At 73.3% G+C, this 24,095-nt stretch carries 20 protein-coding genes; 8 read left to right on the forward strand and 12 right to left on the reverse strand.

Annotation, left to right across the window (positions count from 1 at the left end; translation table 11 throughout):
- Positions 1-43 precede the first annotated feature (43 nt).
- Entirely contained in the window at positions 44-1,405 is a 1,362-nt protein-coding gene (locus tag AB0A74_RS08270; RefSeq protein WP_358248203.1) for an NAD(P)/FAD-dependent oxidoreductase, read from the forward strand.
- 118 nt (positions 1,406-1,523) lie between these two features.
- Complete coding sequence (locus tag AB0A74_RS08275) at positions 1,524-1,895, forward strand: hypothetical protein (RefSeq protein ID WP_358248170.1); 372 nt, start codon at positions 1,524-1,526, stop codon at positions 1,893-1,895.
- A gap of 163 nt (positions 1,896-2,058) precedes the next feature.
- Here the strand turns inward: AB0A74_RS08275 and AB0A74_RS08280 are convergent, their stop codons facing one another.
- Positions 2,059-3,303 (reverse strand): hypothetical protein, encoded by a 1,245-nt coding sequence (locus AB0A74_RS08280; RefSeq protein ID WP_358248171.1) that lies wholly within the window; start codon positions 3,301-3,303, stop codon positions 2,059-2,061.
- Between the two features lie 156 nt (positions 3,304-3,459).
- Between AB0A74_RS08280 and AB0A74_RS08285 the strand changes: the two genes are divergently transcribed.
- Positions 3,460-4,887, forward strand: coding sequence for a S8 family peptidase (locus AB0A74_RS08285; protein WP_358248172.1), 1,428 nt, complete (start codon positions 3,460-3,462; stop codon positions 4,885-4,887).
- A 244-nt stretch (positions 4,888-5,131) separates the two neighbouring features.
- Complete coding sequence (locus AB0A74_RS08290; protein WP_121222043.1) at positions 5,132-5,635, forward strand: DUF3145 domain-containing protein; 504 nt, start codon at positions 5,132-5,134, stop codon at positions 5,633-5,635.
- 319 nt (positions 5,636-5,954) lie between these two features.
- Here the strand turns inward: AB0A74_RS08290 and AB0A74_RS08295 are convergent, their stop codons facing one another.
- The 5 genes from AB0A74_RS08295 to lanKC form a co-directional block, all read right to left on the reverse strand.
- Positions 5,955-6,746, reverse strand: coding sequence for a sigma factor-like helix-turn-helix DNA-binding protein (locus tag AB0A74_RS08295; protein WP_358248204.1), 792 nt, complete (start codon positions 6,744-6,746; stop codon positions 5,955-5,957).
- Between the two features lie 63 nt (positions 6,747-6,809).
- On the reverse strand, positions 6,810-8,492 hold the full coding sequence (locus AB0A74_RS08300) for an ABC transporter ATP-binding protein (RefSeq protein ID WP_358248173.1): 1,683 nt from the start codon (positions 8,490-8,492) through the stop codon (positions 6,810-6,812).
- The gene (locus AB0A74_RS08305) at positions 8,492-10,084 is read right to left on the reverse strand and encodes an ABC transporter ATP-binding protein (protein WP_358248174.1); all 1,593 of its coding nucleotides are present in this window, start codon (positions 10,082-10,084) and stop codon (positions 8,492-8,494) included. The genes AB0A74_RS08300 and AB0A74_RS08305 overlap by 1 nt, the downstream gene beginning before the upstream one ends.
- Before the next feature lie 156 nt (positions 10,085-10,240).
- A complete protein-coding gene (locus tag AB0A74_RS08310; RefSeq protein WP_343939065.1) occupies positions 10,241-10,399 on the reverse strand; it encodes a SapB/AmfS family lanthipeptide in 159 nt (52 codons plus the stop codon).
- A 40-nt stretch (positions 10,400-10,439) separates the two neighbouring features.
- Positions 10,440-12,977, reverse strand: a complete 2,538-nt coding sequence (lanKC, locus tag AB0A74_RS08315) for a class III lanthionine synthetase LanKC (RefSeq protein WP_358248175.1) — start codon at positions 12,975-12,977, stop codon at positions 10,440-10,442.
- A gap of 511 nt (positions 12,978-13,488) precedes the next feature.
- On the opposite strand from lanKC, the gene AB0A74_RS08320 reads away from it, so the two are divergent.
- Positions 13,489-14,061 (forward strand): hypothetical protein, encoded by a 573-nt coding sequence (locus AB0A74_RS08320; RefSeq protein WP_358248176.1) that lies wholly within the window; start codon positions 13,489-13,491, stop codon positions 14,059-14,061.
- Positions 14,062-14,403: 342 nt separating this feature from the next.
- Here AB0A74_RS08320 and AB0A74_RS08325 read toward each other — a convergent pair whose 3' ends face one another.
- The 5 genes from AB0A74_RS08325 to AB0A74_RS08345 all read right to left on the reverse strand — a co-directional run bounded on the left by AB0A74_RS08325 (position 14,404) and on the right by AB0A74_RS08345 (position 19,222).
- Positions 14,404-15,639, reverse strand: a complete 1,236-nt coding sequence (locus AB0A74_RS08325) for a beta-ketoacyl-[acyl-carrier-protein] synthase family protein (protein ID WP_358248177.1) — start codon at positions 15,637-15,639, stop codon at positions 14,404-14,406.
- Positions 15,636-15,875 (reverse strand): acyl carrier protein, encoded by a 240-nt coding sequence (locus tag AB0A74_RS08330; RefSeq protein WP_053720023.1) that lies wholly within the window; start codon positions 15,873-15,875, stop codon positions 15,636-15,638. Before AB0A74_RS08330 ends, AB0A74_RS08325 begins: the two co-directional genes overlap by 4 nt.
- 61 nt (positions 15,876-15,936) lie before the next feature.
- On the reverse strand, positions 15,937-16,914 hold the full coding sequence (locus tag AB0A74_RS08335; protein ID WP_358248178.1) for a beta-ketoacyl-ACP synthase III: 978 nt from the start codon (positions 16,912-16,914) through the stop codon (positions 15,937-15,939).
- On the reverse strand, positions 16,911-17,834 hold the full coding sequence (locus tag AB0A74_RS08340) for an ACP S-malonyltransferase (protein WP_358248179.1): 924 nt from the start codon (positions 17,832-17,834) through the stop codon (positions 16,911-16,913). Before AB0A74_RS08340 ends, AB0A74_RS08335 begins: the two co-directional genes overlap by 4 nt.
- 203 nt (positions 17,835-18,037) lie before the next feature.
- The gene (locus AB0A74_RS08345) at positions 18,038-19,222 is read right to left on the reverse strand and encodes a helix-turn-helix domain-containing protein (protein WP_358248180.1); all 1,185 of its coding nucleotides are present in this window, start codon (positions 19,220-19,222) and stop codon (positions 18,038-18,040) included.
- A gap of 125 nt (positions 19,223-19,347) precedes the next feature.
- Between AB0A74_RS08345 and AB0A74_RS08350 the strand changes: the two genes are divergently transcribed.
- A complete protein-coding gene (locus AB0A74_RS08350; RefSeq protein WP_358248181.1) occupies positions 19,348-20,868 on the forward strand; it encodes an alpha/beta hydrolase in 1,521 nt (506 codons plus the stop codon).
- 289 nt (positions 20,869-21,157) lie between these two features.
- Complete coding sequence (locus AB0A74_RS08355) at positions 21,158-21,958, forward strand: hypothetical protein (RefSeq protein ID WP_358248182.1); 801 nt, start codon at positions 21,158-21,160, stop codon at positions 21,956-21,958.
- An 82-nt stretch (positions 21,959-22,040) separates the two neighbouring features.
- On the opposite strand, the gene AB0A74_RS08360 is transcribed toward AB0A74_RS08355, so the two are convergent.
- Positions 22,041-23,291, reverse strand: a complete 1,251-nt coding sequence (locus tag AB0A74_RS08360; protein WP_358248183.1) for a phytase — start codon at positions 23,289-23,291, stop codon at positions 22,041-22,043.
- 145 nt (positions 23,292-23,436) lie between these two features.
- Here AB0A74_RS08360 and pnuC point away from each other — a divergent pair, with 145 nt between their 5' ends.
- Positions 23,437-24,081: a nicotinamide riboside transporter PnuC gene (gene pnuC, locus AB0A74_RS08365; RefSeq protein WP_358248184.1), complete on the forward strand. Its 645-nt coding sequence runs from the start codon at positions 23,437-23,439 to the stop codon at positions 24,079-24,081.
- Positions 24,082-24,095 lie beyond the last annotated feature (14 nt).

Raw genomic sequence — 24,095 nt, forward strand, 5'->3', positions numbered from 1 at the left:
GGTGAGCGACTCCCTTGCCGCGGACGGCGACCAGACCTACGACGTGATCGTGATCGGCGGCGGGCCGGTGGGTGAGAACGCCGCCGCCCGGACCGCCGCCGGCGGCCTGCGGACCGCCCTGGTGGAGGCCGAGCGGGTGGGCGGTGAGTGCTCGTACTGGGCGTGCATGCCCAGCAAGGCCCTGCTGCGCCCGGGTCACGCGCTCGCCGCCGCGCGTCGCGTGCCCGGCGTGCCGGTGGGGGACAGGCTCGACGCCGCCGCTGTCCTGAAGCGGCGCAACGAGTTCACCTCCAACTGGGACGACTCCGGCCAGGTGGACTGGGCCGTCGGGGCCGGCCTGGACGTGGTGCGCGGCCGGGGCCGGTTGACCGGCGAGCGGACCGTCGAGGTCGACGGCCGGGTGCTCACCGCCCGCCGCGCGGTCGTGGTGTGCACGGGCAGCGTGCCGCGCACGCCGAACCTGCCGGGCCTGGCGGACGTGGACTTCTGGGGTTCGCGCGAGGCCACGTCGGCGCAGGAGGCGCCGTCGTCGCTGGTGGTCCTCGGCGGTGGCGTGGTCGGCGTCGAGATGGCGCAGGCGTGGGCGCGGCTGGGGTCGGCGGTGACGCTGGTGGTGTCCGGCGAGCGGCCGTTGCCGAAGTTCGAGGCGTTCGCCGGCGACCTGGTGGCCGACGGGTTGCGCGCGGACGGAGTCACGCTGCGCACGGGCGTCAAGGCGACCGGCGTGTCCTCTTCGGACGGTGAGGTGACGCTGGCGTTGTCGGACGGCAGTTCCGTGTCCGGCGCGAAGCTGCTGGTGGCGACCGGGCGGCAGCCCGCGACGTTCGACCTGGGCGTGGAGCGGTTCGGCTTCACCGCAGGCGAAGCGCTGCCCGTGGACGACACCGGCCGGGTCGAGGGCCTGGACTGGCTGTACGCGGCGGGCGACGTCACCGGCCGCGCCCTGCTCACCCACCAGGGCAAGTACGCGGCCCGCGCGGTCGGGACGGCCATCGTGACCGGCGCGCAGAACCCGCAGCCGTGGACGGCCCCCGTCGCGACCGCCGACCACACCGCCGTGCCGCAGGTCGTGTTCACCGATCCCGAGGTGGCGGCGGTCGGGTGGACCGAGGCGCAGGCGCGCGAGGCCGGGCTGGACGTGCGGGTGGTCGACCTGGACATCGCCGTCGCCGGGTCGTCGCTGCACGCCGACGGGTACCGGGGCAAGGCGCGGATGATCGTGGACGAGTCCAAGCGGACGCTGGTCGGGGTCACGTTCGCCGGTCCGGACACCGCCGAGCTGCTGCACGCGGCGACGGTGGCGATCGTCGGCGGGATCACCGTGGACCGGCTGTGGCACGCGGTGCCGGCGTACCCGACGATCAGCGAGGTGTGGCTGCGACTGTTGGAGGCGTACGGCCTCTGACGGTCGGTGTGCCTGCGGTTTCGCGGTGTGCGCGGGGGTACGCCGAGTGCCGTAGGTGTGGTGCGCCATCAGGCGTCACCTCCGCGGATTGCGGCTTCGTCTCATTACACTGCCGGAGGTGACCAGGGGAACCGTTGCACTCGCGAGCGGCGCGGTGTTCTGGTGCGCCCTGGTCATCGCGTCCACGTTCGTGCCGGGTGGACCGGCGTTCGCGCCCATCGCGGCGTACCTGCCGGGGTTCCTGGTTCTGCCCGTGGTGGCTTACACGTTGCTGCGGGCGCGCAGCCACGCGTTGCTGTGCCTGGCGCACGTGCCGCGGGCGTGGCTGGGGGCCGGGTTCGCGGTGGCGGTGGCGGGGTGGCTGTTCTCGTGCGGCGCGCTGGCGGGGCGGCCGGGCACGGAGATGACGAGCACGGTGGCCGGGCTGGCGATCGTGCTGCACGTGACGTTCGGGCTGATCGCGATCGGCCTGGCCCGGACGGGCCGCTGACCGACGGCCTGCGGCCCCCGAGTCGATCGTCTCACGCGGTACCGACAATTCCGCGGGGCACCGAGTCCGCGCGGCACCGATTCCGGCGGCACTGAGTCCGCGCGGGACTGATTCCGCGCGGGACTGATTCAGCGCGGCGCCGATCGTTCCGCGCGTCAGCGGGTCATTGCGTCACCGGTAGGCGCATGGCTTGTTGGGCCAGGGCCACCAGCACCGGGTCGGCCGGGTCGGACTCGCCCTCCGCCCACACCGCCTGCGTGATCCGCACCTGCGAGTCCTTCACCAGCGTCTTGATCGCCGAGTGGTCGAACGTGGCCGGGCCGCCCGGCCAGGACTTGCCCTCCTTGACCAGCGGCGTGATCCCGCCGGTGCCGGCCGCCGTCGTGACCGCGTGCAGTTCGGCGGCCCGCGTGCCGTCCGGCAGGTTCAGCTCCGACACCGCGATGCCGACCTTGCGACCGTCCATCGTGGTCTCGTACACCGCGCGCTTGAGCTGCAGGCACATGTGCCCCGCCAGCCAGACCTGGATGTCGCCGAACGCGTGGTCCGCGCACTTCTCCGTCCGGTCCGCGCCCTTGGGCGAGTAGTTGCGGCCGTCCACGACGACGGTCGTCGGCTGCGGCGCGGTGCTGGTGGCCGACGACGCCTCCGTCGAGCCGCCGGAGGACAGCAACGCCCACGCGGCGACGATCAGCAGCGACACCACCACGGCCGCCGCCGCGTACGGCAGCCACTTCGGGCGGCGCGGCGCGGGCGCGACGCGTGGCAGCAGCATGGTGCTGGCCGACGCCAGGTCCGTCGCCGCGTCCGGGAAGCCCTCGGCGACCAGGTCGCGGACCGCGGGCGGGGTGCCGGTGGGCGCGAGCACGGCGAGCAGCTTCGCCGCGTGGCCCGCCGAGCAGGGGCGGTCGCTGGTGGCCAGTTCGCGGGCGGCGGCGAGCAACGTGGTGGGCTTGGGGTGCAGGACCCGCACGCCCCGGTTGAGGTCCACGGTCGGCTGCACGACCTGACTCACGTACGGGCCGACGGCGACGACGGTGGCCACGGGGAGCGGTTCGCCGCGCATGTCCTGGATGCGGCGGGTGACGGCGGCGCTGGCCTCCAGCGCCTCGGCGGCGGGGCTGGTCGCGCCGTCCGGGCGGGTCAGCGGCCAGCCGTCGATCCTCCACTGGCCGGCCAGTGGGGCCTCCAGGCGCATGGCGGGGTCCGGCAGGTCCACGCCGACCACGACGAGCACGCCGCGCGGCAGCACGACCACCGCGTCCAGCGGACGCGGGCTGTCCGGCGGCGTGACGCCGAGCAGCGCGACACCGCCCAGCACGGAGTCGCCGTGACCCCAGGTGCTGAGCGCGGCCCGCACGTCGGCGCCGACCGCCGAGGGCTCGGCCCCGAGCTTGATCAGGCGCACGAGAACACACCGTTCCACACGATCGGACACCGTAGCGCCGGCGGCACCCGATCGGCGGCGAGGTGGGTGACTTGACACTTTCAGTGACTGCCATCACCGGAACGGGGGTCGATCGTTAGAAGGATCGCTGAACCCTGCACCGGAGGTTCCAACGCCATGCGCAAAGTCGCTTTGGCCGCCGCGGGAGTCCTGGCACTCTCCGTGACCGCCGCCCCCTCCGCCAACGCGGGCCTGCTCGCGCCCGTCTCGACCCTGCTCGGTCCCACCTACTCCGGCACCGTCCTGGTGCACGGCACCGACCTGGCCGCCGCCGAACGCGCGGTCGGCCAGGCCGGCCTGACCCGGATCACCGCGTTCGACCGCATCGGCGTGGTCGCCGCCCGCGGCAGCGCGGCCGGGATCGCCGCCGTGCGGGCCGTCCCCGGCGTGACCTACGTCGAGGCCGACCAGCCGATCCGCTTCACCGGCTCCACCTCCCACACCGCCACCCGCGGCCTCGAAGCGCGCCAGACCCTGACCGGCGCCAACGGCCTCGCCCTGGACGGCAGCGGCGTCACCGTCGCCGTCATCGACTCGGGCGTGGACCCGACGCACCCGGCGTTCCGCACCGCGAGCGGCCAGACCAAGGTCGTCCGCAACCTCAAGAGCCTGTGCGTGGACGAGTCGTCCACCGGCACCGGCTGCATCGTGGACGTGCCCACGTCGGTGGACACCGACACCCTGTCCGTCGGCGGCCACGGCACGCACGTCACCGGCATCGCCGTCGGCGGTGACGTGAAGCTGACCGACGGCACGGTGGTGCGCGGCGCGGCCCCCGGCGCGAAGACCGTGGTCATCTCGACCGGCGCGGCGCTGCTCATCCTCGGCGCCGACGCGGCGCTGAACTGGGTGCTGGAGAACCACGCGGCCCCGTGCGGCGCGGGCGTGCCGGCCTCGACGTGCCCGCCGATCAAGGTGGTCAACAACTCCTACGGCCCGGTCGGCGGTGGCGCGTTCGACCCGAACTCGGCCACCGCGAAGCTCCAGCGGGCGCTCGCCGCGCAGGGCGTGGTGACCGTGTGGGCCAACGGCAACGACGGCGGCGACGGGACGACCAGCCTGTCCAACCCGCCCGGCCAGGACCCGACGCCCGGCGTGATCTCGGTCGCGTCCTACAACGACCAGGACACCGGCACCCGCGACGGCGCGGTGTCGGACTTCTCGTCGCGCGGCCTGGCCACCGACCCGTCGACGTGGCCGGACATCTCCGCGCCGGGCGAGAACATCACGGCGGCGTGCCGGCCGTACCTGGTGATCTGCGCGACGGGCCTCAAGCCGCAGAACGGCCCCGGCCTGCTCGACCTCGGAACGTTCAACACCATTTCCGGCACGTCCATGGCGGCCCCGCACATCGCGGGCATCGTGGCCCAGCTGTTCCAGGCGCGCCCGTCGGCGACGCCGGGCCAGATCGAGGCCGCGCTGAAGTCGAGCGCGTACAAGTACGGCGGCGGTTACGTGCCGGCCGGCGCGTACACGAGCAGCTTCGACCGCGGAACGGGCTTGGTGGACGTGGTGGCCGCGGTCACCTCGCTGCGTGCTCAGTAGATCACGTGATCGTGTCCGGTTGATCTCGGAAAGTGACCCCTCGGCCCACTGAACTGGGCCGAGGGGTCGCGAATCAGGGTCGAAAGTCCTGTATCTGACCCGCCCGGGTGATGAACGTGCTGGTTCTTCTGGCGGACCGCTGCGATCGCGGGCAGAATGACCGGGTCGGGAATTCGCAAGATCGTCCGCAGCACCTCGACAGGCCGTAGGGGAAGACGTCCCTCGTCGAGCAGCGGAGGTCAACGTGAGCACCCGTGGCAGCACCAGTGGCGTGGTCTACGTCCACTCGTCGCCGTCTGCGGTCTGTCCGCACGTCGAGTGGGCGATCTCGGGCACCCTCGGCGAGCGGGCGGACCTCAAGTGGGCGGCCCAACCCGCGGCGCCGGGGCAGTTGCGCGCCGAGGCGGCCTGGACCGGAGAAGCCGGCACAGGCGCCCGACTCGTGGCCGCCCTCAGGGCGTGGCCGATGCTGAGGTTCGAGGTCACGGAGGACCCGAGCCCCGGCGTCGACGGCGTCCGGTACTGCTTCGCGCCCGTGCTGGGGTTGTGGCACGCGCGCACCAGCGCCAACGGCGACATCGTCGTGTCCGAGGACCAGTTGCGGACCCTGGCGGCGAGAAGCCGCGGCGGCGAGTCCTTCGCGCACGGCGTGGACGAGATCCTGGGCGCGGCCTGGGACGACGCCCTGGAGCCGTTCCGCCGCGCCGGCGACGGCGCTCCCGTGACGTGGCTGCACCGCGTGGGCTGACCCTCGCGCGGACCATCGGCCGTGCCACGCTGACCACGGCTCCTGTCGGCCCCCGCCGGTAGAATGGATACCGGGGGGCCGCGGCCCGCGGTGCGCCCGAAACCGCCACGGAACAGTCGGCAGGAATCGCGCCGCGAACCACGCCGCAAAATGCGCTGCGAACCGCGCCGCAAACGCTTGCCACCACCCGCCCGCCACCACCCGTGCGAGCCCACTCCCGTTTCCGCCCGCCGACCCGAGCCGCCGACCCGAGCCGCCGGGCCAGCCGCCGACCCGAGCCGCCGGGCCAGCCGCCGACCCGAGCCGGGCCGCCGCGTCCTCAAGCACCCACGGCCGACAGGTCCAACGCCGCCAACCGCGTCGCGTCCGCGATCACGTCGATCGCCGAGATCCGCCCGCCCACCACGCTGAACCCCATCACCGACAACGGTCCCCGAGGCCCCACCACGACCACCCCGGGCACCCCGTTGACCAGCGCCGGCCGGGCGAGCGGCGACAGCGAGCCCCACAGCGCGGCCTGCCGGGCCACCGCCGAAGCCCCGTCGAGCACCACCGACAGCGGAGCACCCGCCCCCGCGTCCGACCGCAGCACCACCGACGGGTCCAGCACCGCCAGCAACCCCTCGATCGACCCCTCCCGCGCCGCGGCGAAGAAGGCGTCCACCACCTCGCGTTGCTCCGCACGGGAAGCGTCCGGCGCGGGGGCCGACGCCCGCACCCGTCGCCGCGCCCGCGAAGCCGACTGCCGCACGGCCGCCGGCGACCGGTCCACCAGCCCGGCGATCTCCTCGAACGGCACGGCGAACAGGTCGTGCAGCACGAACGCCACGCGCTCGGCCGGCGTCAGCGCGTCCAGCACCACCATCAACGCCAACCCGACCGCGTCGGCCACCGCCACGTCCTCGTCCGGACCGCTGACCACCGGGTCCGGCACCGACACGCCCAGCGCCTCGCGCCGCCGCTCCCGCGACCGCAGCACGTTCAAGCACACCCGGCTCACCACGGTCGTCAGCCACGCCGCCAGGTTGTCCACCTCCGACGGCGAAGAACGCGAGTACCGCAGCCACGTCTCCTGCACGGCGTCCTCCGCGTCGGCGAAGGACCCCAGCATCCGGTACGCCACGGCCTCCAGGCGCGGCCGGTGTTCCTCGAAGGCGTCCACCGGCTCAATAGATCACGCCACGGGCTGCCACGCCGCCATCAGGTCCCGGTAAGCCGCCGACCGGCCCAGCAACTCCTCGTGCGACCCGAGCAACGGTTCGCCGCCGTCCATCACCAACACGGACGAAGCACGCAAAGCGGACGACAGCCGGTGCGCGATCACCACCAGCACCCCGCCCCGCGCCGCGAACGCCCGTTCCACCACGGCCTCCGCCGCCGGGTCGAGGTTGGACGTCGCCTCGTCCAGCACCACGACGTCCGCCGGGCACGCGTACACCCGCGCCACCGCCAGCAACTGCGCCTCGCCGGCCGACAACCCGCCGCCGCCGTGCCCGACGACCCCGTCCAACCCGCCCAACCGCGCGACGACGCCCGAAGCGCCCACCGCCGAAACGGCCTCCAGCAACGCCTCGTCCGAAGCCGAAGGCGCGAACAACGCCAGGTTCTCCCGCACGGTCCCGGTGAACAGGTACGTCTCCTGCGGCACCAGCGCGATCCGCGAGTGCCGCACCGAGGGCTCCACCTCGCGCACCGGCACCCCGCCGAACAGCACGTCCCCGGCGTGCGGCGCGATCAACCCGGTCAGCAGCCCGGCCAACGTCGACTTCCCGATGCCGCTGGGCCCCACCACGGCCAGGTGCGACCCGGGCGTCAACCGCAGCGACAGCTCCCGCACCACCGGCACGCCCGCGCCCCACCCGAACGTCACCCCGCGCACCTCGACCTCGTCACCCCCCGGAACGAGTTCACCCGGAGGCTCCACGACTTCGGGGGCCGCCTCGGCCAGGCGGCGCAGCGCCACGGCCAACCGCAGCACCACCGTGCCGACGGTGTCCGCGAGCCGCCGCAGCGCCGGCTGCACGCTGGTGCTCAGGTACACGACCGCGCCCAGCACCTCGCCCGCGGTCAGCTCGCCGCGCGCCACCAGTCCCGGCGCGAGCACCACCAGCAGCGCCAGCGGCGCGAAGCCGCCGACCGAGATCACGATCCCGCGCGTCGCCGTCGCCCACGCCAGCCGCACCGTCGCCGCCGCCTGCCGGTCCACCCGCCGCCGCACGTCCGCGACCGCCCGCGCGCCCGCCCCGCACGCCACGACGTCGCGCATCCCGAGCAGCACCGACCCCGCCGCCTCGGCCGCGTCCTCGTCGGCCAGCACCAGCGCCCGCTGCCCGCGCGCCAACGTCGGCAGCAACGCGCCGAACAGCGCCAGCGAGGCCACCACCGGCAGCACGACCAGCCACGCCACCGACGACACCAGCGTCGCCAACCCCACCAGGGCCGCGGTGGTGGTCACCAGCAACGCCCGCGCCTGCACCAGCAACCCGGCGGTCGCGTCGCGCACCACCTCGACGTGCCGGGTGATCCGCGCGACGGCACCGGCGTCGGGCTGCCGCCGCGACGAGTGCAGCACGCCCCGCACGACCACCTCGACCAGCGCGTCCCGCAACGGCTCCACGACCTCGCCCAGGCGCATGAACACCTGGCGCAGCCCGAACCCGCCCAGCACCGCCACGACCGCGAACGCCAGCAGCCACAGCACGCCGGTCCGCACGTCGCCGACCGCGAACCCCCGGTCCACGGCCAACCCGACCAGCCGCCCGGACAGCAGCGCCGGCACGCCCTCCACCACCGACCAGCCCAGCAGCGCCAGCACCGCGCGCCGCTGAGCGGCCAACGCCCGCAGGTACGGACCCATCAGCCGAACACCGCCCGGTACTCCGCGTCGTCCCACAGCGCCTCGTGCGGACCGGTCTCCCTGACCCGACCGTCCTCAAGCCACACCACCAGGTCCGCTCGCCGCGCGGTCGCGGCCCGGTGCGTCACGACAACCCTTGTGCGCCCGGGCAAAGCCGACGCCAGCGCACGCTCCACAGTGGACTCGGTCACGGTGTCGAGGCTCGCGGTGGCGTCGTCGAGCACCAGCACGCGGGGACCGCGGGCGACCGCCCGCGCCAGCCCGAGCCGTTGCGCCTCGCCGCCGGACAACGGGGTCTCGGCCAGTGGTGTGTCGTAGCCGTGCGGGAGGCGGACCACCACGTCGTGCACCTGCGCCGCCCGACACGCCGCCACGACCTCGTCCCGTTCCAGGGCAGCGCCGTAGGACACGGCGTCCGCGACGGTCGCCCCCAGCAGCGCCGGCCGTTCGAACGCGTACCCGACCGACCCGCCGCGCAGCACCCGTCCCGAGGACGGCGCGGTCAACCCGCCGAGCACCGCCGCCAGCGCCGACTTGCCCGCGCCGGACCGGCCCACCACGGCCAGGAACGTCCCGGCGGGCACGGACAGGTCCACCTCGCGCAGCGCGTCACCCACCGACACGCCGTGCAGCTCCACCACGCCGGGCGCGGAGAACCCGTGCGTGACAACGGGTTCCGGTTCGGTCAGCAGCACCTCGTCGATCCGCGCCGCCGACGCCCGCGCCCGCTGCACCGCCGTCAGCACGGTCGCCTGCCCGACGACCGCCATGCCCAGCCCCGCGTAGCCGAGGGCGGCCAGCACGTCGCCGACGCTCAACCGGCCCGCGACCACGCCGAACCCGGCGGCGGTCAGCACGGCCAACTCCACCGCGGGCAGCAGCAGACCCGCCCGCCAGATCATCCTCGCCTGCGTCCGCCACATGCCGATGCCCGCCGCCGCGAGCCGGGGGAGGGGCCGCAGCACGCGCCGAGCCTCCTGCTCGGCCCGGCCGGACGCGGCGATCGTGCGCAACCCGCCGACCGCGTCCACCAGCCGCGCGGACAGCTCGCCGGACACCTCCTGGTAAGCCGTCACGTCCTCGGCGGTCAGCTTCAGGTGCGACCGCACCAGCAGCGTCGCCAGCGGCACGCTCAGCAGGAACACCACCGCGAGCCGCCAGTCCAGCAACGCCAGCGCCAGCACCGCGCCACCGGCCGTCAGCGCCGTGACGCCCAGGTTCACCAGCAGCACCGCGAACCCGCCCGCGATGGCGCCGTCCCCGGTCAGCCGGCTGATCGCGTCACCCGGCTCGAACCGCGCCGGGTGGCCCAGCGCGACCAGGTGCCGGGTCAGCCGGTCGCGCAGCCACGCCGTGCCGCGCGCGGTGATCGCCGCCGCCAGCACCACGCCGACCGCGTCGCCCACCACCTCGACCCCGGCGAGCCCGACCAGCCACAGCACCGCGCCGGTGTCGAGCCGGCCGCCCAGCGCGAGGTCCACCGCGCGGGCCAGCGCCGTGGGCAGCAGCAGGCCGGCCGTGGTCGCCAGCAGCGCGTTGAGCGCGAGCAGCAGCCACCTCGGGTCCCGCCGGACGACCGTCCGCAACAACATTCCCGCTCCACACCGTCCGAAGGGGGCGCATCATGGGTGAGGGCCCGACGTCGGCCGCCCGGGTGTGAGCCGGGAGACCGTCGCCGGACCCTCGTGTGGCCGGTGAGCGGCGCACTTCGCCTGCGCCGCTCACCCGTGTTCGACCTGGCGCAGGCGTCAGCAGGCGAGCAGGCTCACGGTGGAGTGGCTGCACGGGAGCAGCAGCGACGCGTTGGACGCCGTGGTGCTGCCGCCGCCGCCGCTGCCGCCGCTGGCCATCGCGCTGTCCTGGACCTCGGGGGTCTCCAGGTCCTGCAGGTCGAGGATGAACTCCATCTCGAACTCCTCATTCCGGGGGGACGAAGGGTGTTGCTGTTCACTGCGACCGGCCCGGGTGGGCCGGGGCTTTGAGGAACGGCAGCACGGGGCTGCCGTCCAGTGCGCAGGCGAGCGCGAGCAGGACGCCCGCGCCGCCGGTGACCAGGTCCATCGACAGCCGGCGCAACTGGATGCCGGGGAACGCCGTGCCCTCCTGGAAGGGGACGGCGTGCCACGCCAGCGCGGCCAGGTGCCGCTCGACCGCCTCCCGCGGCGCGCCGGTGTGCACGAGGGACGCGAGCAGACCGGCGCGGCCGAGGGTCAGGGCGGGCTGGATCACGAACTCGCCGGTCAGGCTCGCCACCAGTTCGGGCAGCCGCCGCACGCACGGCGCGTCCGGCTCGACCCGCGAGAACTCGTGGAGCACCAGCGCGATGCCGGCGCTGCCGATGCCGACGTAGGGCAGGGTGCGGAAGTTGCCGTCGCGGACCTGGGTGGAGCCGTCCAGGGCGGTGTCGCACTCGGCGAGGTCGCGTTCCAGCGCTCGTTCCGCCGCGTCCAGCCACGCCCGGTCGCCGGTGTGCTCGAACAGGCGGGTGAACAGCAGCGCCGGACCGGACCAGCCGTGCAGCAGGCCCGCCTTGGCCTTGTCACCGGGCGGCGCGGCCTCGGCGAGCATCCCGACCAGCTTCGCGCCGATCTCGACGGCCTGGTCGGCGTAGACCTCGTCGCGCCGGGTCCACGCGAAGTGCAGCATGTTCAGGCCGACGCCGGACAGGCCCGAGTTCAGGCCGTGGTCCTTGAGCGAGGGCAGCAGCCGGTGGTACGCGCACACGATCTCGTCGGCTTCGTCGCGGTAGCCGAAGTTCTCCAGCACGTGCGCGATGCCGTGCGCGCCGGTGTAGAAGCCGGGCTCCTTCGGCGGGTCGCGGCGGACCTTGTCCAGCAGCCAGCGCTCGTGCTCGGGGAACCGGCCCGCGCCGGCCGCGTCCAACGCGTGCAGCACGCCCGCCGCGCCGTAGGCGAACCCCGCGCCGCCCACCTCGAACTGCTCGATGTCTCCCGGGAACAGCCGGTCTTCGCGCTCCGGGGTCGCGCTGGCCAGGATCGCGGCGGCGATCGACTTGCGCACGACCTTCCAGTCCGGCCGCGGCTCGTCCAGCGGCGTCGAGGCCGGCGCGGGCGCGTCCACCCGCGGGGTCAGCACGTCGAGGACGCGGGCGCAGTAGTCCTCGGGCAGGTCGAAGCGGCTGCGGATGAACTCGACGTGGTTGCGCAGCTTGACCGGGGCCAGCTCGACGACCGCGTTGAGCGGCAGGAACAGGTACAGCCGCAGGGCGGCCAGCGCGTACTCGTCGATCTCGAAGCCGGAGCGGTCCGGCGGGGCCTGGAAGCCGGGGGAGCCGAGGGTGGGCTTGCGGCCCTCCTCCAGCGTGGACGCCAGCTCGAAGTCGATGAGCGACACCGAGTCGTCCTCGTCCACCAGCACGTTCAGCGGGTGCAGGTCGCCGAACACGACGCCGCGCTCGTGGACGCGGGCCACGATGTCCTCGACCCGTTCGACGATCTTGAGCGCGCGCCCGGTGTACTCGGCGATCTGCTCGGGCGTGGTCTCGTGGTGGGTCAGCGGGTAGTGCCGGCCCAGCCACTGGCCGACCGGGCGGCCCGGCACCGGCGACATCGCGAGGAACTCGTGCTCCCACGCGGTGAAGTAGTCCAACGCCGCCGGCACGCCGGGCACCCCGCGCAGCCGGGTCAGGATGTCGTGCTCGCGCCGCAGCCGGGTGACGGCGTCCACGTTGTCCCGGTCCAGCCCGGCGTGCGGCCGGGCCTCCTTGAGGACGACGGGCGTGTCGTCGGACTTGCGGGTGGCGCGGTAGACGCCGCCGCCGTTGGAGAAGTGCAGCGACCCGGTCACCCGGTACGGGAAGGACTCGGCGTCGCCGGCCTTGCGCGCGGCCAGGTGCTCGTCCAGGAAGGACGGCAGCGTGATCCACTCGGGGACGGAGAACGTGGGCTTGCGCTTGTCCGGCACCAACTCCCCGTCGGGGCCCTCGATCGCCAGCACGCGGCGGCCGTCCTGTTCGAGCCACTGCTCGACGAACCCGCCGTAGCGCACGTACAGCGGGCCGGCGCCGTAGCGGAGGTCGCTGAGGATGTACGCGCCGGGCTTGCCGGACAGCAGGGCGTCCAGTTCGCGCAGGGTGGTGTCGAGTTGCGCCTCGTCGGCCGGGTAGATGGTGATGAGCTTGCCGCTGGCCTCGCGCGGCGCGTACTTGGAGTTGCGGGCCAGCACGATGGACTGGGTGCGCAGGTACTTGAAGGGGATGCGGCGCGCGACCAGGTACTCGTAGGTGGTCAGCAGCACCTCGCCGGCGTTCTTGACGGTGGCCGAGACGTGGATCTTCCAGCCCTGGCGGGGGAGGGTCGCGCCGTCGGGCTGGAGGTAGCGCCAGATGGTGAGGTCGGTCTGCGACCAGCCGGCCGGCAGCGCCGGCAGGACCTGCGAGAAATCGTCGACGGCGGTTTCCGCGTGGCTTTGCACGTCGTAGAAGAGACGGTCCGCGAAGCAGTAAGCCTCATAGCGGAGATCCACCGGAATTCCTCTCCCCAGGATTTCTTTCGACCGGTGTATTCCCGCATGCAGGTCCACTTCCGGCCAATCCGCCAGACCGGGGAGCACGCTGCGCCGTTCGTGGGTGCGCGGGTTGCCCGAACTCGCACCATCCGTGCGACCGGACGGTCCGGAACCACCCGAACGCCACGTTTAGGGCTGGTCCGAGCGGTGTCGCCGGCGTGTCGCCGCTAAACGGCACTGGATCGTTCAAATGTTCGGTTGTGCGCGACCAGGCACGTTGTTTCGCAGTCCGCTGTTTTGCGGTCGCGTCACCGCGCGTGGTGTGCTGGTCCTATCGGGGGATAGTGCGGTTCATTACTCCGGCAACGGGTGCGGCGGTGCGCCGATAGGGTGTGGAATCTACGCCGAAATTCGTGTTTACCGAATTGCGGTGGTCGGCAGTGGTTGAACCACCCGCAGAGATCGGGTAGGGCGCTGCTCCGTCCGGGTGGTGGCCCGCGCGTTCGGGCTCATATGGCACTCTTCGGTGGTGTCGTCCCGGTTGCTGCTGCCCACCGTGCTGGTGGTCGCCGCCCTGACCGCCGGCGCCGGCGTCCTGGCCCGCGAGGCCTACCGGCGACCCGTGCAGGCGGTGGGCGACCAGATCGCGCTGCCCACCGCGTCGTCGTCCGTGCCGCGCAGCGCGCAGCCGGGCCCGCCGACCGTGCAACTGAGCATCGACGCGGCCCTGCACCCGGACGGCCAGCGGGTGCGCGAGCTCCTGCAGCGCTACTTCGACGCCATCAACGCCCACGACTACGAGGCGTGGGCGAAGACGGTCACGGCGGACCGCGTGAACCGGACACCCCGCATCCGCTGGGAGTCGGACTACGAGAGTTCGAAGGACGGCACGATCCAGGTGCACCGGGTGGAGACGGTGACGGCGGGGCGGCTGCGGGTGATGATGACGTTCATCAGCACGCAGGACGTGGCGAAGGCCCCGGCGGAGCTGCAGGCGGACTGCATCCGGTGGCGGGTGGTGTACCCGTTGCAGGAGGAGGCGGGGTCGCTGCGGGTGGACCTGGGCACGGAAGGCTCAAGCTCCCAATTCACCGCCTGCTGACCACAGCCCGCGGACACCCCACCCTCCCGCCTTTGTCGCCCACCCTCGCCGCCGCCGGCAGCCGCCGCCGAATTGTCGGTGCCTCGTGCGATGATCGATCCGGGGGCCGGAGGCCACACCCGCCAAGCCCAGCCGCGCCAAGCCCAGCCGCGCCAAGCCCAGCCGCGCCAAGCCCAGCCGCGCCAAGCCCAGCCGCGCCAAGCCCAGCCGCGCCGAGCCTGTCGGGCCGCCACCAGCCCGCCGCCGACCGGCCGCCGCCGGCCGCCGCTCGAACCCCGGACAGCGAACGACCCCGGGACCGGCGGAAGGCACCGGGCCGCGGGGTCGTGCACCGAAGATCGGTCAGGCGCCGGTGAACACCAGGGACACGTTGTGGCCGCCGAAGCCGAAGGAGTTGTTGACCGCCGCGACCAAGTCGATCTTGCGTGGTTCGCCGGTCACGACTTCCAGTTGCACCTTCGGGTCCTGGTTCTCCAGGTTCAGCGTCGGCGGCACGATGCCGTCGCGCACCGACAACAGCGTCGTGATCGCCTCCACCGCGCCGGACGCGCCGAGCAGGTGGCCGTGGTTGCCCTTCGGCGCCGTCAGCACGGCGTGGTCGCCGATGGCGCGCTTCACGGCCAGTGGCTCGATCGCGTCGCCCACCTGGGTGGACGTGGCGTGGCAGTTGACGTGACCGATGTCCGTCGGCGACAGGCCCGCCGTGCGGATGGCCGCCGCGATGGCGCGGGACTGGCCCAGGCCCTCCGGGTCGGCCGCGGTGATGTGGTGGCCGTCCGACGACGTGCCGATGCCGGCCAGCTTGCCGTAGATCCGGGCGCCGCGGGCGCGGGCGAACTCCTCGCGCTCCAGCACCATGATCCCGGCGCCCTCGCCGAGCACGAAGCCGTCGCGGTCCACGTCGAACGGGCGGGACGCCCGCGTCGGGTCGTCGTTGCGGGTGCTCATGGTCCGGGCCTGGATGAAGCCCGCCATGGTGATCGTCGTGATGCACGCCTCCGCGCCACCCGCCACGACCACGTCCGCCTCGCCGGAGCGCAGCATCCGCCACGCCCACGCCAGGGCCTCGGCGCCCGACGCGCACGCCGACACCGGCGCGTGCACGCCCGCCCGCGCCTTCAGGTCCAGGCCGACGTGCGCGGCCGGGCCGTTGGGCATGAGCATGGGCACGGTCAGCGGGGACACCTTGCGCAGCCCGGACTCCTCGATGAGGTCGTCCTGGTGCAGCAGCGTCAGCGCGCCGCCGATGCCGGTGCCGACGACGACACCCAGCCGCTCCTTGTCCACGCCGTCCTCGCCGAGCCCGGCGTCCGCCCACGCCTGGCGGGCGGCGACCACGGCGACCTGCTCGCAGCGGTCCAGCCGGCGCGCCTCGACGCGCGGCAGCACCTCGGTCGGCTCGACCGCGAGCTGCGCGGCGATGCGCACGGGCAGCTCGAACCGCTCCACCCAGTCGGTCTCCAACGGCTTGACGCCGCTGCGGCCCGCGAGCAGAGCATCCCAGGTGGAGGCGACGGCGCCACCCAGCGGGGTGGTGGCACCCAGCCCGGTGACGACGACGTCGTTGCCAGTGGTCATGCGTTGCTGGCGATGTAGTTCACCGCATCGCCCACGGTCTTGAGGTTGGCCAGCTCGTCGTCCGGGATCTTCACGCCGAACTTGTCCTCGGCCTGCACGGCGATCTCCACCATGGACAGCGAGTCGATGTCCAGGTCGTCCACAAAGGACTTGTCAGCCGTCACGTCGGCCGCCTCGACACCGGCGACCTCCTCGACGATCTCGGCGAGCCCCTTCTGGATGTCCTCGTTGCTCACTGAAAATCCCTTCCTTCTTGCATCCGCCGGCTGGGCTGTCCCACCGGAGTCCTGTGGTTGGTCACGGCAGTCGGACGACCTGTCCCGCGTAGGACAGGCCGGCCCCGAAGCCGACGAGCAGCGCCACGTCCCCGCTCTTGACCTCGCCCGACGCGCGCATGTGGTCCAGCGCGAGCGGGATGGAGGCCGAGGACGTGTTGCCGGAGTCCACGATGTCACGCGCGATCACGAGGTCCTCGCGGGCGCCCTTGGCGCGCAGGCGCTTCGCGATCGCCTCGACGATGCGCAGGTTCGCCTGGTGCGGCACGAGGACGTCCAGGTCGGACACCTCGATGCCGGCCAGTTCCACCGCCCGCAACGCGATCGGCGCGATCTGCGTGGTCGCCCAGCGGAAGACCGACTGGCCTTCCTGGAAGATGAACGAGTCCCGGTCGGCCACGTGGATCATGTCCACCAGGTCGCCGGCGCTGCCCCACGCCACCGGGCCGATGCCCGGCTCGTCGGCGGGTCCGATCACGGCCGCGCCCGCGCCGTCGGCGAAGATGATCGCGGTGGACCGGTCGGTCGGGTTCACCCAGTCGGTGAGCTTCTCCGCGCCGATCACCAGCACGTGCTTCGCGGTGCCGGCGCGGACCAGGTCCGAGCCCATGGCCACGGCGTAGCAGAAGCCCGCGCACGCGGCGTTCAGGTCGAACGCGGGCGCGGCCTTCACGCCGATCCGGTCGGCGACCTGCGCGGCGGCGTTGGGGATCTGCGAGGGCATGGTGCAGGTCGCGACCAGCACCGCGCCGATGTCGGAGGGGGAGAGCCCGGCGTCGGCGACCGCCTTCGCGCCCGCCTCGACCGCCATGTCGACGAGCTTCTCGTCCTTGGCGGCGAACCGGCGGTTGACGATGCCGACGCGGTCCCGGATCCACTCGTCCGAGGTGTCCATGACCTTGGCCAGGTCGTCGTTGCTCACGACGGTGTCGGGCTGGTAGCTGCCCAGGCCCAGGATGCGGGTGCCCGCGTGGCCGGTGGGGACGGCGAAGGAGGTCATGCGGAGGCCTCCCCGAGCAGCGCCACGACCTGGTCGAGCTGGTCGGGGGTCTTCAGTGCCAACGTGGGGGTGCCCTTCAGTTCACGCTTCGCGAGGCCCGTGAGCGCACCCGCCGGCGGCAGTTCCACCACCGCGGTCACGCCCTTCGCGCCCAGCGTCGCCTGGCAGGAGTCCCACCGCACGGGGCGGGTGACCTGCGCGATGAGTCGGTTCAGCACCTCGGCGCCGGAGGTCACCTCGGCGCCGTCGGCGTTGGACAGCAGCGGCAGCGTGGGGTCCTCCACGGCGATGCCCGCGGCCCTGGCCCGCAGCGCCTCCTCGGCGGGGGCCATGTAGGCGGTGTGGAACGCGCCCGCGACCTGCAGCTTGCGGATCTTCGCCCGCTCGGGCGGGTTCTCGGCGAGCTTGTCCAGCGCGGGCAGCGGCCCGGCGGCCACGATCTGGCCCGCGCCGTTGCGGTTCGCGCCGACCAGCCCGAGTTCGTCGAGGCGGGCCAGCACGTCGGCCTCCTCGCCGCCCAGCACGGCCGCCATGCCGGTCGGCTCCAGGGCGCACGCGGCGGCCATCTCCGCGCCGCGCACGGCGGCGAGGGCGACGGCGTCGTCCGCGGACAGCGCGCCCGCGACGGCCGCCGCGGCCAGCTCGCCGACCGAGTGACCGGCGACGACGGTGTCGGCGGGCAGCTCGACCCGGCGGCGCAGCTCCTCGAACGCGAGCAGCGCGAGCGCCACGACGAGCGGCTGGGTGATCGCGGTGTCCTTGATCTCGTCCGCGTCGGCCGTGGTGCCCAGGCGCGCGAGGTCCAACCCGGTCGCCTCGGACCACGCGGCCACGCGCTGCCCGGCCCCCTCCAGTTCGAGCCAGGGGGCGAGCATGCCGGGTGTCTGGGACCCCTGTCCGGGGGCGAGCAGCGCGATCACCCGCTCACTGAACACGTTCGCGGCGGCTTCGCGGGATGCCGGAGCTGACGAAACCGCGACTACGGGTTTGTAGGGTCTCCACAAATGTGACTCGCGGATGAACGTTGAACCACGTCACGTGTTGTCGGGGGCAGCTCATCCGCGCCCAAATGGGACGTGCGTTCTCCATCACACCGACCCGGATGATCACCCGGTCGTGTGGTTCACCAGAGGCCGCGCGCCCTCGCCAGGCGGCCCACGGACAGGGCCACCCGCAGCACCAGGGCGTCCCGGGGGTCGTTGGCGTTGCGCCCGGTCAGCTCGGTGGCCCGCCGCAACCGGTACCGGACCGTGTTCGGGTGCACGAACAGCTTCCGCGCGCACGCCTCCAGCACGCCCCCGACCTCCAGGAACGCGTCCACGGTCTCCAGCAGCGACCCGCCCGCGTCCTCCAGCGGCCGGGCGATGCGGTCCACCAGCTGCCACTCCGCCTCCGGGTCGCCCGCCAACGCCCGCTCGGGCAGCAGGTCCAGCGACCGCACCGGGCGCGGCGCGGCCGGCCACCCGACCACCGCCCGCAGGCCCGACAGCGCGTCACCGGCGCTGCGGTGCGCGTCGGCCAGGCTCGTCACGGTCGGCCCCGCCACCACCGGACCCGGCCCGAACGCGTCGGACAGCCGCGCCAGGGCGTCCCCGCTCTCGGTCTCCCCGCCCAGCACGACCACCAGCCGCGACCCCTGCACGCTCAGCAGCACCGGCCGGGAGATGCGCGCCGCCCGGCTGCGCACCTCGAAGACCACCGCCGGCGGGTCGTCCGAGGGCGGGTTGCCCACCAGCACGGTCGCCTCCGACGCCGGGTCCCAGCCCAGCGCCGTGGCCCGCGACAGCAGCGACTCCTCCGCGTCGCCACGCACGATGCCGTCCACGACCAGCGCCTCCAGCCGGGCGTCCCACGCGCCGCGGGCCTCGGCGGCGGCGGCGTAGGAGGTGGCGGCGGAGAACGCGATCTCCCGGCCGTAGCGCAGCACGCCCTCGGTCAGCAGCGCCCGCTCGGCCTCGTCCCGGGCCAGGCGGGGCAACTGGTGCTCGAACAGCTCCAGCGCGATCCGCACCAGCTCGACGGTCTGGCGCAGGCTCACCCACCGCGAGATGTCCTTGGGCGCGGACCGGAACGCCTCGGCGGTCAGCCGGATCGCCTGTTGCGGGTCGTGCAGCCACGACACGAACCCCGCGACCCCGTTCTGGATCAGCAGCAGCACGCCCGCGCGCTGCTCCGCGGGCATCCGCCGGAACCACGGCAGCTGCTCCTCCATCGCGGCCACACTGGACGCCGCCAGGTCGCCGGAGGCGCGCTGCAACGTGCGCAGCGTCTCCTTCGACAACACCGGCAGGACCTCCGAGCCGCTCATGGCCACCACCATCGCACACCACCCGGACGTGCCTGCGCGGTCCACCAACGAGTGACACAGCCTGAAGCGGGGCGCTGCCCGTCCTACCTTCGGGGAACACCCCAGCGACCCGTGGGAGGTTGCCCGTGCGCAGGTACGTGTCCGTCGGCTTGGCGCTCATCACCACGCTGGCGACAGCCGTCGTCCCGTCGTTCGCCACCGCCGACCCGCTGGCGCCCTACACCTCGCAGCAGCTCACCTGGAAGTCGTGCAGCGCGAACGTCCCGGCCCTGGAGTGCGCGGACGTCGTCGTCCCGCTCGACTACACCCGGCCCGAGGCCGACCGCATATCGGTGCGCATCAGCCGGCTCAAGGCGCAGGACCCGACGCGGCGGCGGGGCGTCCTGGTGCTCAACCCCGGCGGACCGGGCGGGTCCGGCGTCGGCATGCCGGTGTTCCTGGCCAAGACGAAACCGGCGCAGGTCTACGACCTGATCGGGCTCGACCCGCGCGGCGTCGGCGGGTCCACCGCCCTGGCCTGCCAACCCGCCCCCGACTTCGTCACCGTGGACACCCGACCGCCGGACACGGAGTTCCACAAGTGGGCCGCCGAGGCGCAGGCCGCCGAGGACGCGTGCCGGCGCGCGGCGGGCGGCATCCGCCCGTACATCAACACCCCCAACACCGCCCGCGACATGGACGTCGTGCGCGCGGTGCTCAAGGAGGAGAAGCTCAACTACCTCGGCTACTCCTACGGCACCTACCTCGGCGCGGTGTACGGCAGCCTGTTCCCGCAGCGCCTGGACCGCAACGTGCTGGACTCGTCGGTGCACCCGGAGTGGATCTGGCGCGAGCAGTTCCGGGCGCAGGCCGTGGCGTACCGGCGCAACGTGGACCAGTGGGCGGCGTGGGCGGCGGAGCACCACGCGGTGCTCAAGCTCGGGGCCACCGCGGACGAGGTGATGACCGGGCTGGAGGCGGTGGCGTCGGCGCTGGCCGTGAAGCCCGTCGCGGGCCAGACGCGCACGATGTTCGACGCGGCCGTGGGCGTCGGCTCCCGCTACCGTCCACTGTGGGCGGACCTCGCGGCGGTCGTGCAGCAGTTGGCCGCGGGCACGGCGTCGGAGTCCGCGCGCGTGCTGGCCGACTCGGTGAAGCAGGAGCTGGTGCCGGGCGTGTTCAGCACGGTCATCTGCGAGGTCGACTGGCCGTCCGACGTCCAGACCTACTTCGAGGACATGAGGGTGTTCCGCGAGCGCTACCCGTACGGGTTCGGCGTGGTCCGCGCGGCGCCCACGACGTGCACGTACCGCTCGTTCACGCCGCCGGAGCCCGCGGTCGAGCTGGAACGCGACGGCTACCCGGTGGGCGTGGTCATCCAGGCGGAGGGCGACACGCAGACCCGGTACGAGGGCGGTCCGGCGATGGCGACCCGGCTCGGCCACCAGTTGCTGACCGTGCGGGACGAGGGGCGGCACGGCATCTACGGCGGCGGCAACAAGTGCGTGGACCGCGAGGTGGACCGGTACCTGGTGGACGGGGTGCTGCCGGACAGCAGTTCGAGCTGCCCGGGCGACCCGCGCCCGAACCCGTCGCTGACGGCCTCGGTGGACCACGTCCGGTCCTACTTGGACAAACGCGGCCTGGCGGCCTTCACCGGCATCTGAGCGGCCACTGCAACGCCCGGCACCCCTGCGGTGTCGGGCGTTGCGCTGTGCCCCTGCGGTGCCGGGTGTTGCGCTGTGCCCCATGAACCGGAAACGCCCGGCACGCACGAAGCGCGCCGGGCGTTTCCCTCTCCCCGGTCCCCACCGGTAGCTCCACTCTGGACTGTCGCCGGCCGAAGTGCCACGTCAGTCACCCTTTCGTGCCACCACTTCAGGTTGCCGGGTGATGCGGGGTGGGAAACGATCTCGGCAAGCGTTTCGGCAAATTTCGTTTCTGAGGAGGGGCGTCGTGGGCTCCCAGATCACCGAAGGACTCGGACAGGCGTGGGCGATGGTGGCCACGTTCGTGCCGAAGCTCCTCGGCTTCCTGCTGGTCCTGTTCATCGGCTGGCTCATCGCCAAGGCGCTCGCCAAGGCCGTCGGGTTCCTGCTCAACCGGGTCGGGTTCGAGCGGCTGGTCGAGCGGTCCGGCCTGCGCGGCGCGATGGCGCGGACGCCCGTCGACGCGTCGGGGTTGATCGTCAAGATCGTCTACTACTTCGTGCTGCTCATCGCGTTGCAGATGGCGTTCGGGGTGTTCGGCACCGGCAACGCGGTCAGCGCGCTGCTCAACGACGTGATCGCCTACCTGCCGCGGATCGTGGTGGCGATCGTGCTGGTCCTGGTGGCCGCGGCGATCGGCAAGGCGCTGCGCGGGCTGGTGACCGGGGCGCTGGGCGCCCGGCCGTACACGCGGATGCTGGGCGGCATCACGTACGGGTTCATCGTGGCGCTGGGCGTGATCGCGGCGCTGAACCAGCTGGGCATCGCGGTGTCGGTGACCATGCCGGTGCTCATCACGGTGCTGGCGACGGTGGCGGGCGTCATCGTGATCGGCGTGGGCGGCGGCCTGGTGCGCCCGATGCAGCAGCGCTGGGAGGGCTGGCTGGACCGCATGCAGGAGGAGGCGAAGAGCGCCCCGCGACCCCGGCAGTCCCAGGACCCGGTGTCGCAGTCCCCGACCCGGGTGGGGGCCGGCGCCCGCACCTCCCCGATGGACACCCCGACCCCGCCGGCCGGGATGCCCATGCCGCCCACCGACGGCCGCTGACCTCGGCGCACCCGGAGCCCCGCCCGACCCACCGGGCGGGGCTCCGGTGCGCCACGACCCCTCCGCCGCCGCTACCCGCCGCCTACAGCTCGTCCAGCACGTCCTCCCAGCTCACGTACGCGAACCCGGTGGTCGCCAGGTCACCCGCCGCGGGCGTGCGCTCGCCGTCGTGCACGACCAGCAAGCCCTCCTCGTACTCGTCGCCCAGGTCGCCCACCACCAGGTGCGCCCCGTCCGAGTGCTCGACCGAGTCCTTCCCGTCGCCCGCGCCCACGGTGAACCCGCCCACGTACCGGTTGCGGCCGGTCCGCTCGTACACCACGAAGCGCGAGTCGCCCTGGCTCGACGCCACCAGGTGGTCGCCGCCGATGGTCAACCCCTCCGCGTCCGCCGCCAGGTGCCGCCCGCCGAAGCCCGGGTCCGGGCCCGACACCGAGCACTCCTCGGTCTCCGGGTCGTACGTCTGCGGCACCCCGAAGGACCGGACCCGGTCGATCAGCTTCGGCGTCCCGAACCCGTCCGCCGCCAGCGGGATCCGCCAGATGCCCACGTCCTCCTGCGCCGCGTAGAGCACGCGGTTCGCCGAGTCGACGACCATGCCCTCCAGCTGCGGACCCTCGCCCGGCTCGCCGCACGGCGTCCACGACGTGCCGTCGGGCAGCGGGAACGTCGAGGGCAGGTCCACAGTGGACACCACCGTCGTGCCGACCGTCCCGCCGGCCGCCGGCACGACGTGCAGCAGGGCCACCCGGGTCTCGTTGCGCCGGTTCACCACGACCACCGGCGTGCGGTCCACCTGGCCCGCCGCCAGGCCGTACACCGTGTGCTGCCCGTCCACTTCCTCCTCGGACGCCGAGAACACCGGCCGCGCCGCCGGGTCCGTGACGTCGCGCACCACGGCCGAGCCCGCCGCCGAACCGCGGCCGTCGATCTCGTACACGCGCACCCGGTCCCGGCCCCGGTCGCTGACGAACGCCAGGTCACGGCGGACACCGCCCACGGCGGCCCGCAGCACGTCCACGTTGTTGTACCGGCCGGGCTTGGCGTCGGGGTGCGGCGGCTGGGGCGCGGGGTAGGTGCCCAGCGCGCGTCCCCGCAGGTCGAACGCCGCCAAGCCACCCTCCTTCAACGTCCCCAGCACCACGCTGCGCTCGGCGGAACGGGGGTGCACCCAGATCGCGGGGTCGTCGGCGTCGGCATTCGCCGGCGCGCCGGACGGGTCGTCGACGAACGCACGGGTCTGCGCGACCGGCACGACCACCGGGTCGGTGGACGCCGCCGCCACGGGTGCGACGGCCAGCAACGGCACAAAGGCCAGGACAAGGGCTCGCATTCGCGGCAAAGTACGCACCACCGGTGTACGCCCGCTGACGGCAAGGTGTACGCGAGCACGCAAGGCCATGTCACGCGCCACACCGACGCCAGGAACACACGGCGCCGGCCCGGTGTTGCCGCGCAGTAGACGCTTGGAGGACGCGATGCACGTCTTGCTGGAACAGGGCTTCACCGTCTTCGGCCAGAAGGTGTCCTACGCCGAGTTCATCGGCCAGGTCTTCGCCCTCGTGGTCGTGTACCTCGCCCAGCGGCGCTCGCTGTGGACCTGGCCGGTGCAGCTGGTCTCGGTCACCCTGCTCTTCGTCGTGTACGTCTCCGCGCACCTCGGCGGCACCGCGGCCCGGCAGGTCGTGATCGCCCTGATCACCCTTTACGGCTGGTGGGCCTGGACCAAGCGGCGCGACCCGGTCTTCGGCGTCGTCGTCCGCAAGGGCACCGTGAAGGAACGCCTCGCCGTCGTCGTCGCCTTCGCGGTGGGCACCACGGCCTTCGCCCTGGTCCTGGACGCCCTCGACGCCTCCTGGGCGCCCTGGCCGGACGCCGCGCTGTTCGTCGGCACCGTCCTCGCCTTCACCCTCCAGGGCTTCGGCCTGGTCGAGTTCTGGCTGGTGTGGCTGGTGGTGGACGCGATCGGCGTGCCGCTGCAGATCCAGTCGGGCCTGTACTTCAGCGCGCTGGTCTACACGATCTTCGCGGTCCTCGTGATCCGCGGCTGGATCGACTGGAACCGCGAGGCCAGGCGGGCGGCGAAGTCCCCCGCGAACGACCCCGGACTGGCGACCGGCTGACCCCCGGACCGGCG

It is taken from the genome of Saccharothrix sp. NPDC042600 (genome assembly GCF_040647305.1).
GTDB lineage: Bacteria > Actinomycetota > Actinomycetes > Mycobacteriales > Pseudonocardiaceae > Actinosynnema > Actinosynnema mutabilis.

Bases quoted from the DNA above. Each gene is read 5' to 3' on its own strand.
- AB0A74_RS08335 (WP_358248178.1), bottom strand. From the start codon at position 16,914: ATGACCTCCTTCGCCGTCCCCACCGGCCACGCGGGCACCCGCATCCTG.
- AB0A74_RS08360 (WP_358248183.1), bottom strand. From the start codon at position 23,291: ATGCGAGCCCTTGTCCTGGCCTTTGTGCCGTTGCTGGCCGTCGCACCC.
- AB0A74_RS08310 (WP_343939065.1), bottom strand. From the start codon at position 10,399: ATGGAGTTCATCCTCGACCTGCAGGACCTGGAGACCCCCGAGGTCCAG.
- AB0A74_RS08285 (WP_358248172.1), top strand. From the start codon at position 3,460: ATGCGCAAAGTCGCTTTGGCCGCCGCGGGAGTCCTGGCACTCTCCGTG.
- AB0A74_RS08345 (WP_358248180.1), bottom strand. From the start codon at position 19,222: ATGAGCGGCTCGGAGGTCCTGCCGGTGTTGTCGAAGGAGACGCTGCGC.
- AB0A74_RS08325 (WP_358248177.1), bottom strand. From the start codon at position 15,639: ATGACCACTGGCAACGACGTCGTCGTCACCGGGCTGGGTGCCACCACC.
- AB0A74_RS08305 (WP_358248174.1), bottom strand. From the start codon at position 10,084: ATGTTGTTGCGGACGGTCGTCCGGCGGGACCCGAGGTGGCTGCTGCTC.
- AB0A74_RS08295 (WP_358248204.1), bottom strand. From the start codon at position 6,746: ATGCTGGGGTCCTTCGCCGACGCGGAGGACGCCGTGCAGGAGACGTGG.
- pnuC (WP_358248184.1), top strand. From the start codon at position 23,437: ATGCACGTCTTGCTGGAACAGGGCTTCACCGTCTTCGGCCAGAAGGTG.
- AB0A74_RS08300 (WP_358248173.1), bottom strand. From the start codon at position 8,492: ATGGGTCCGTACCTGCGGGCGTTGGCCGCTCAGCGGCGCGCGGTGCTG.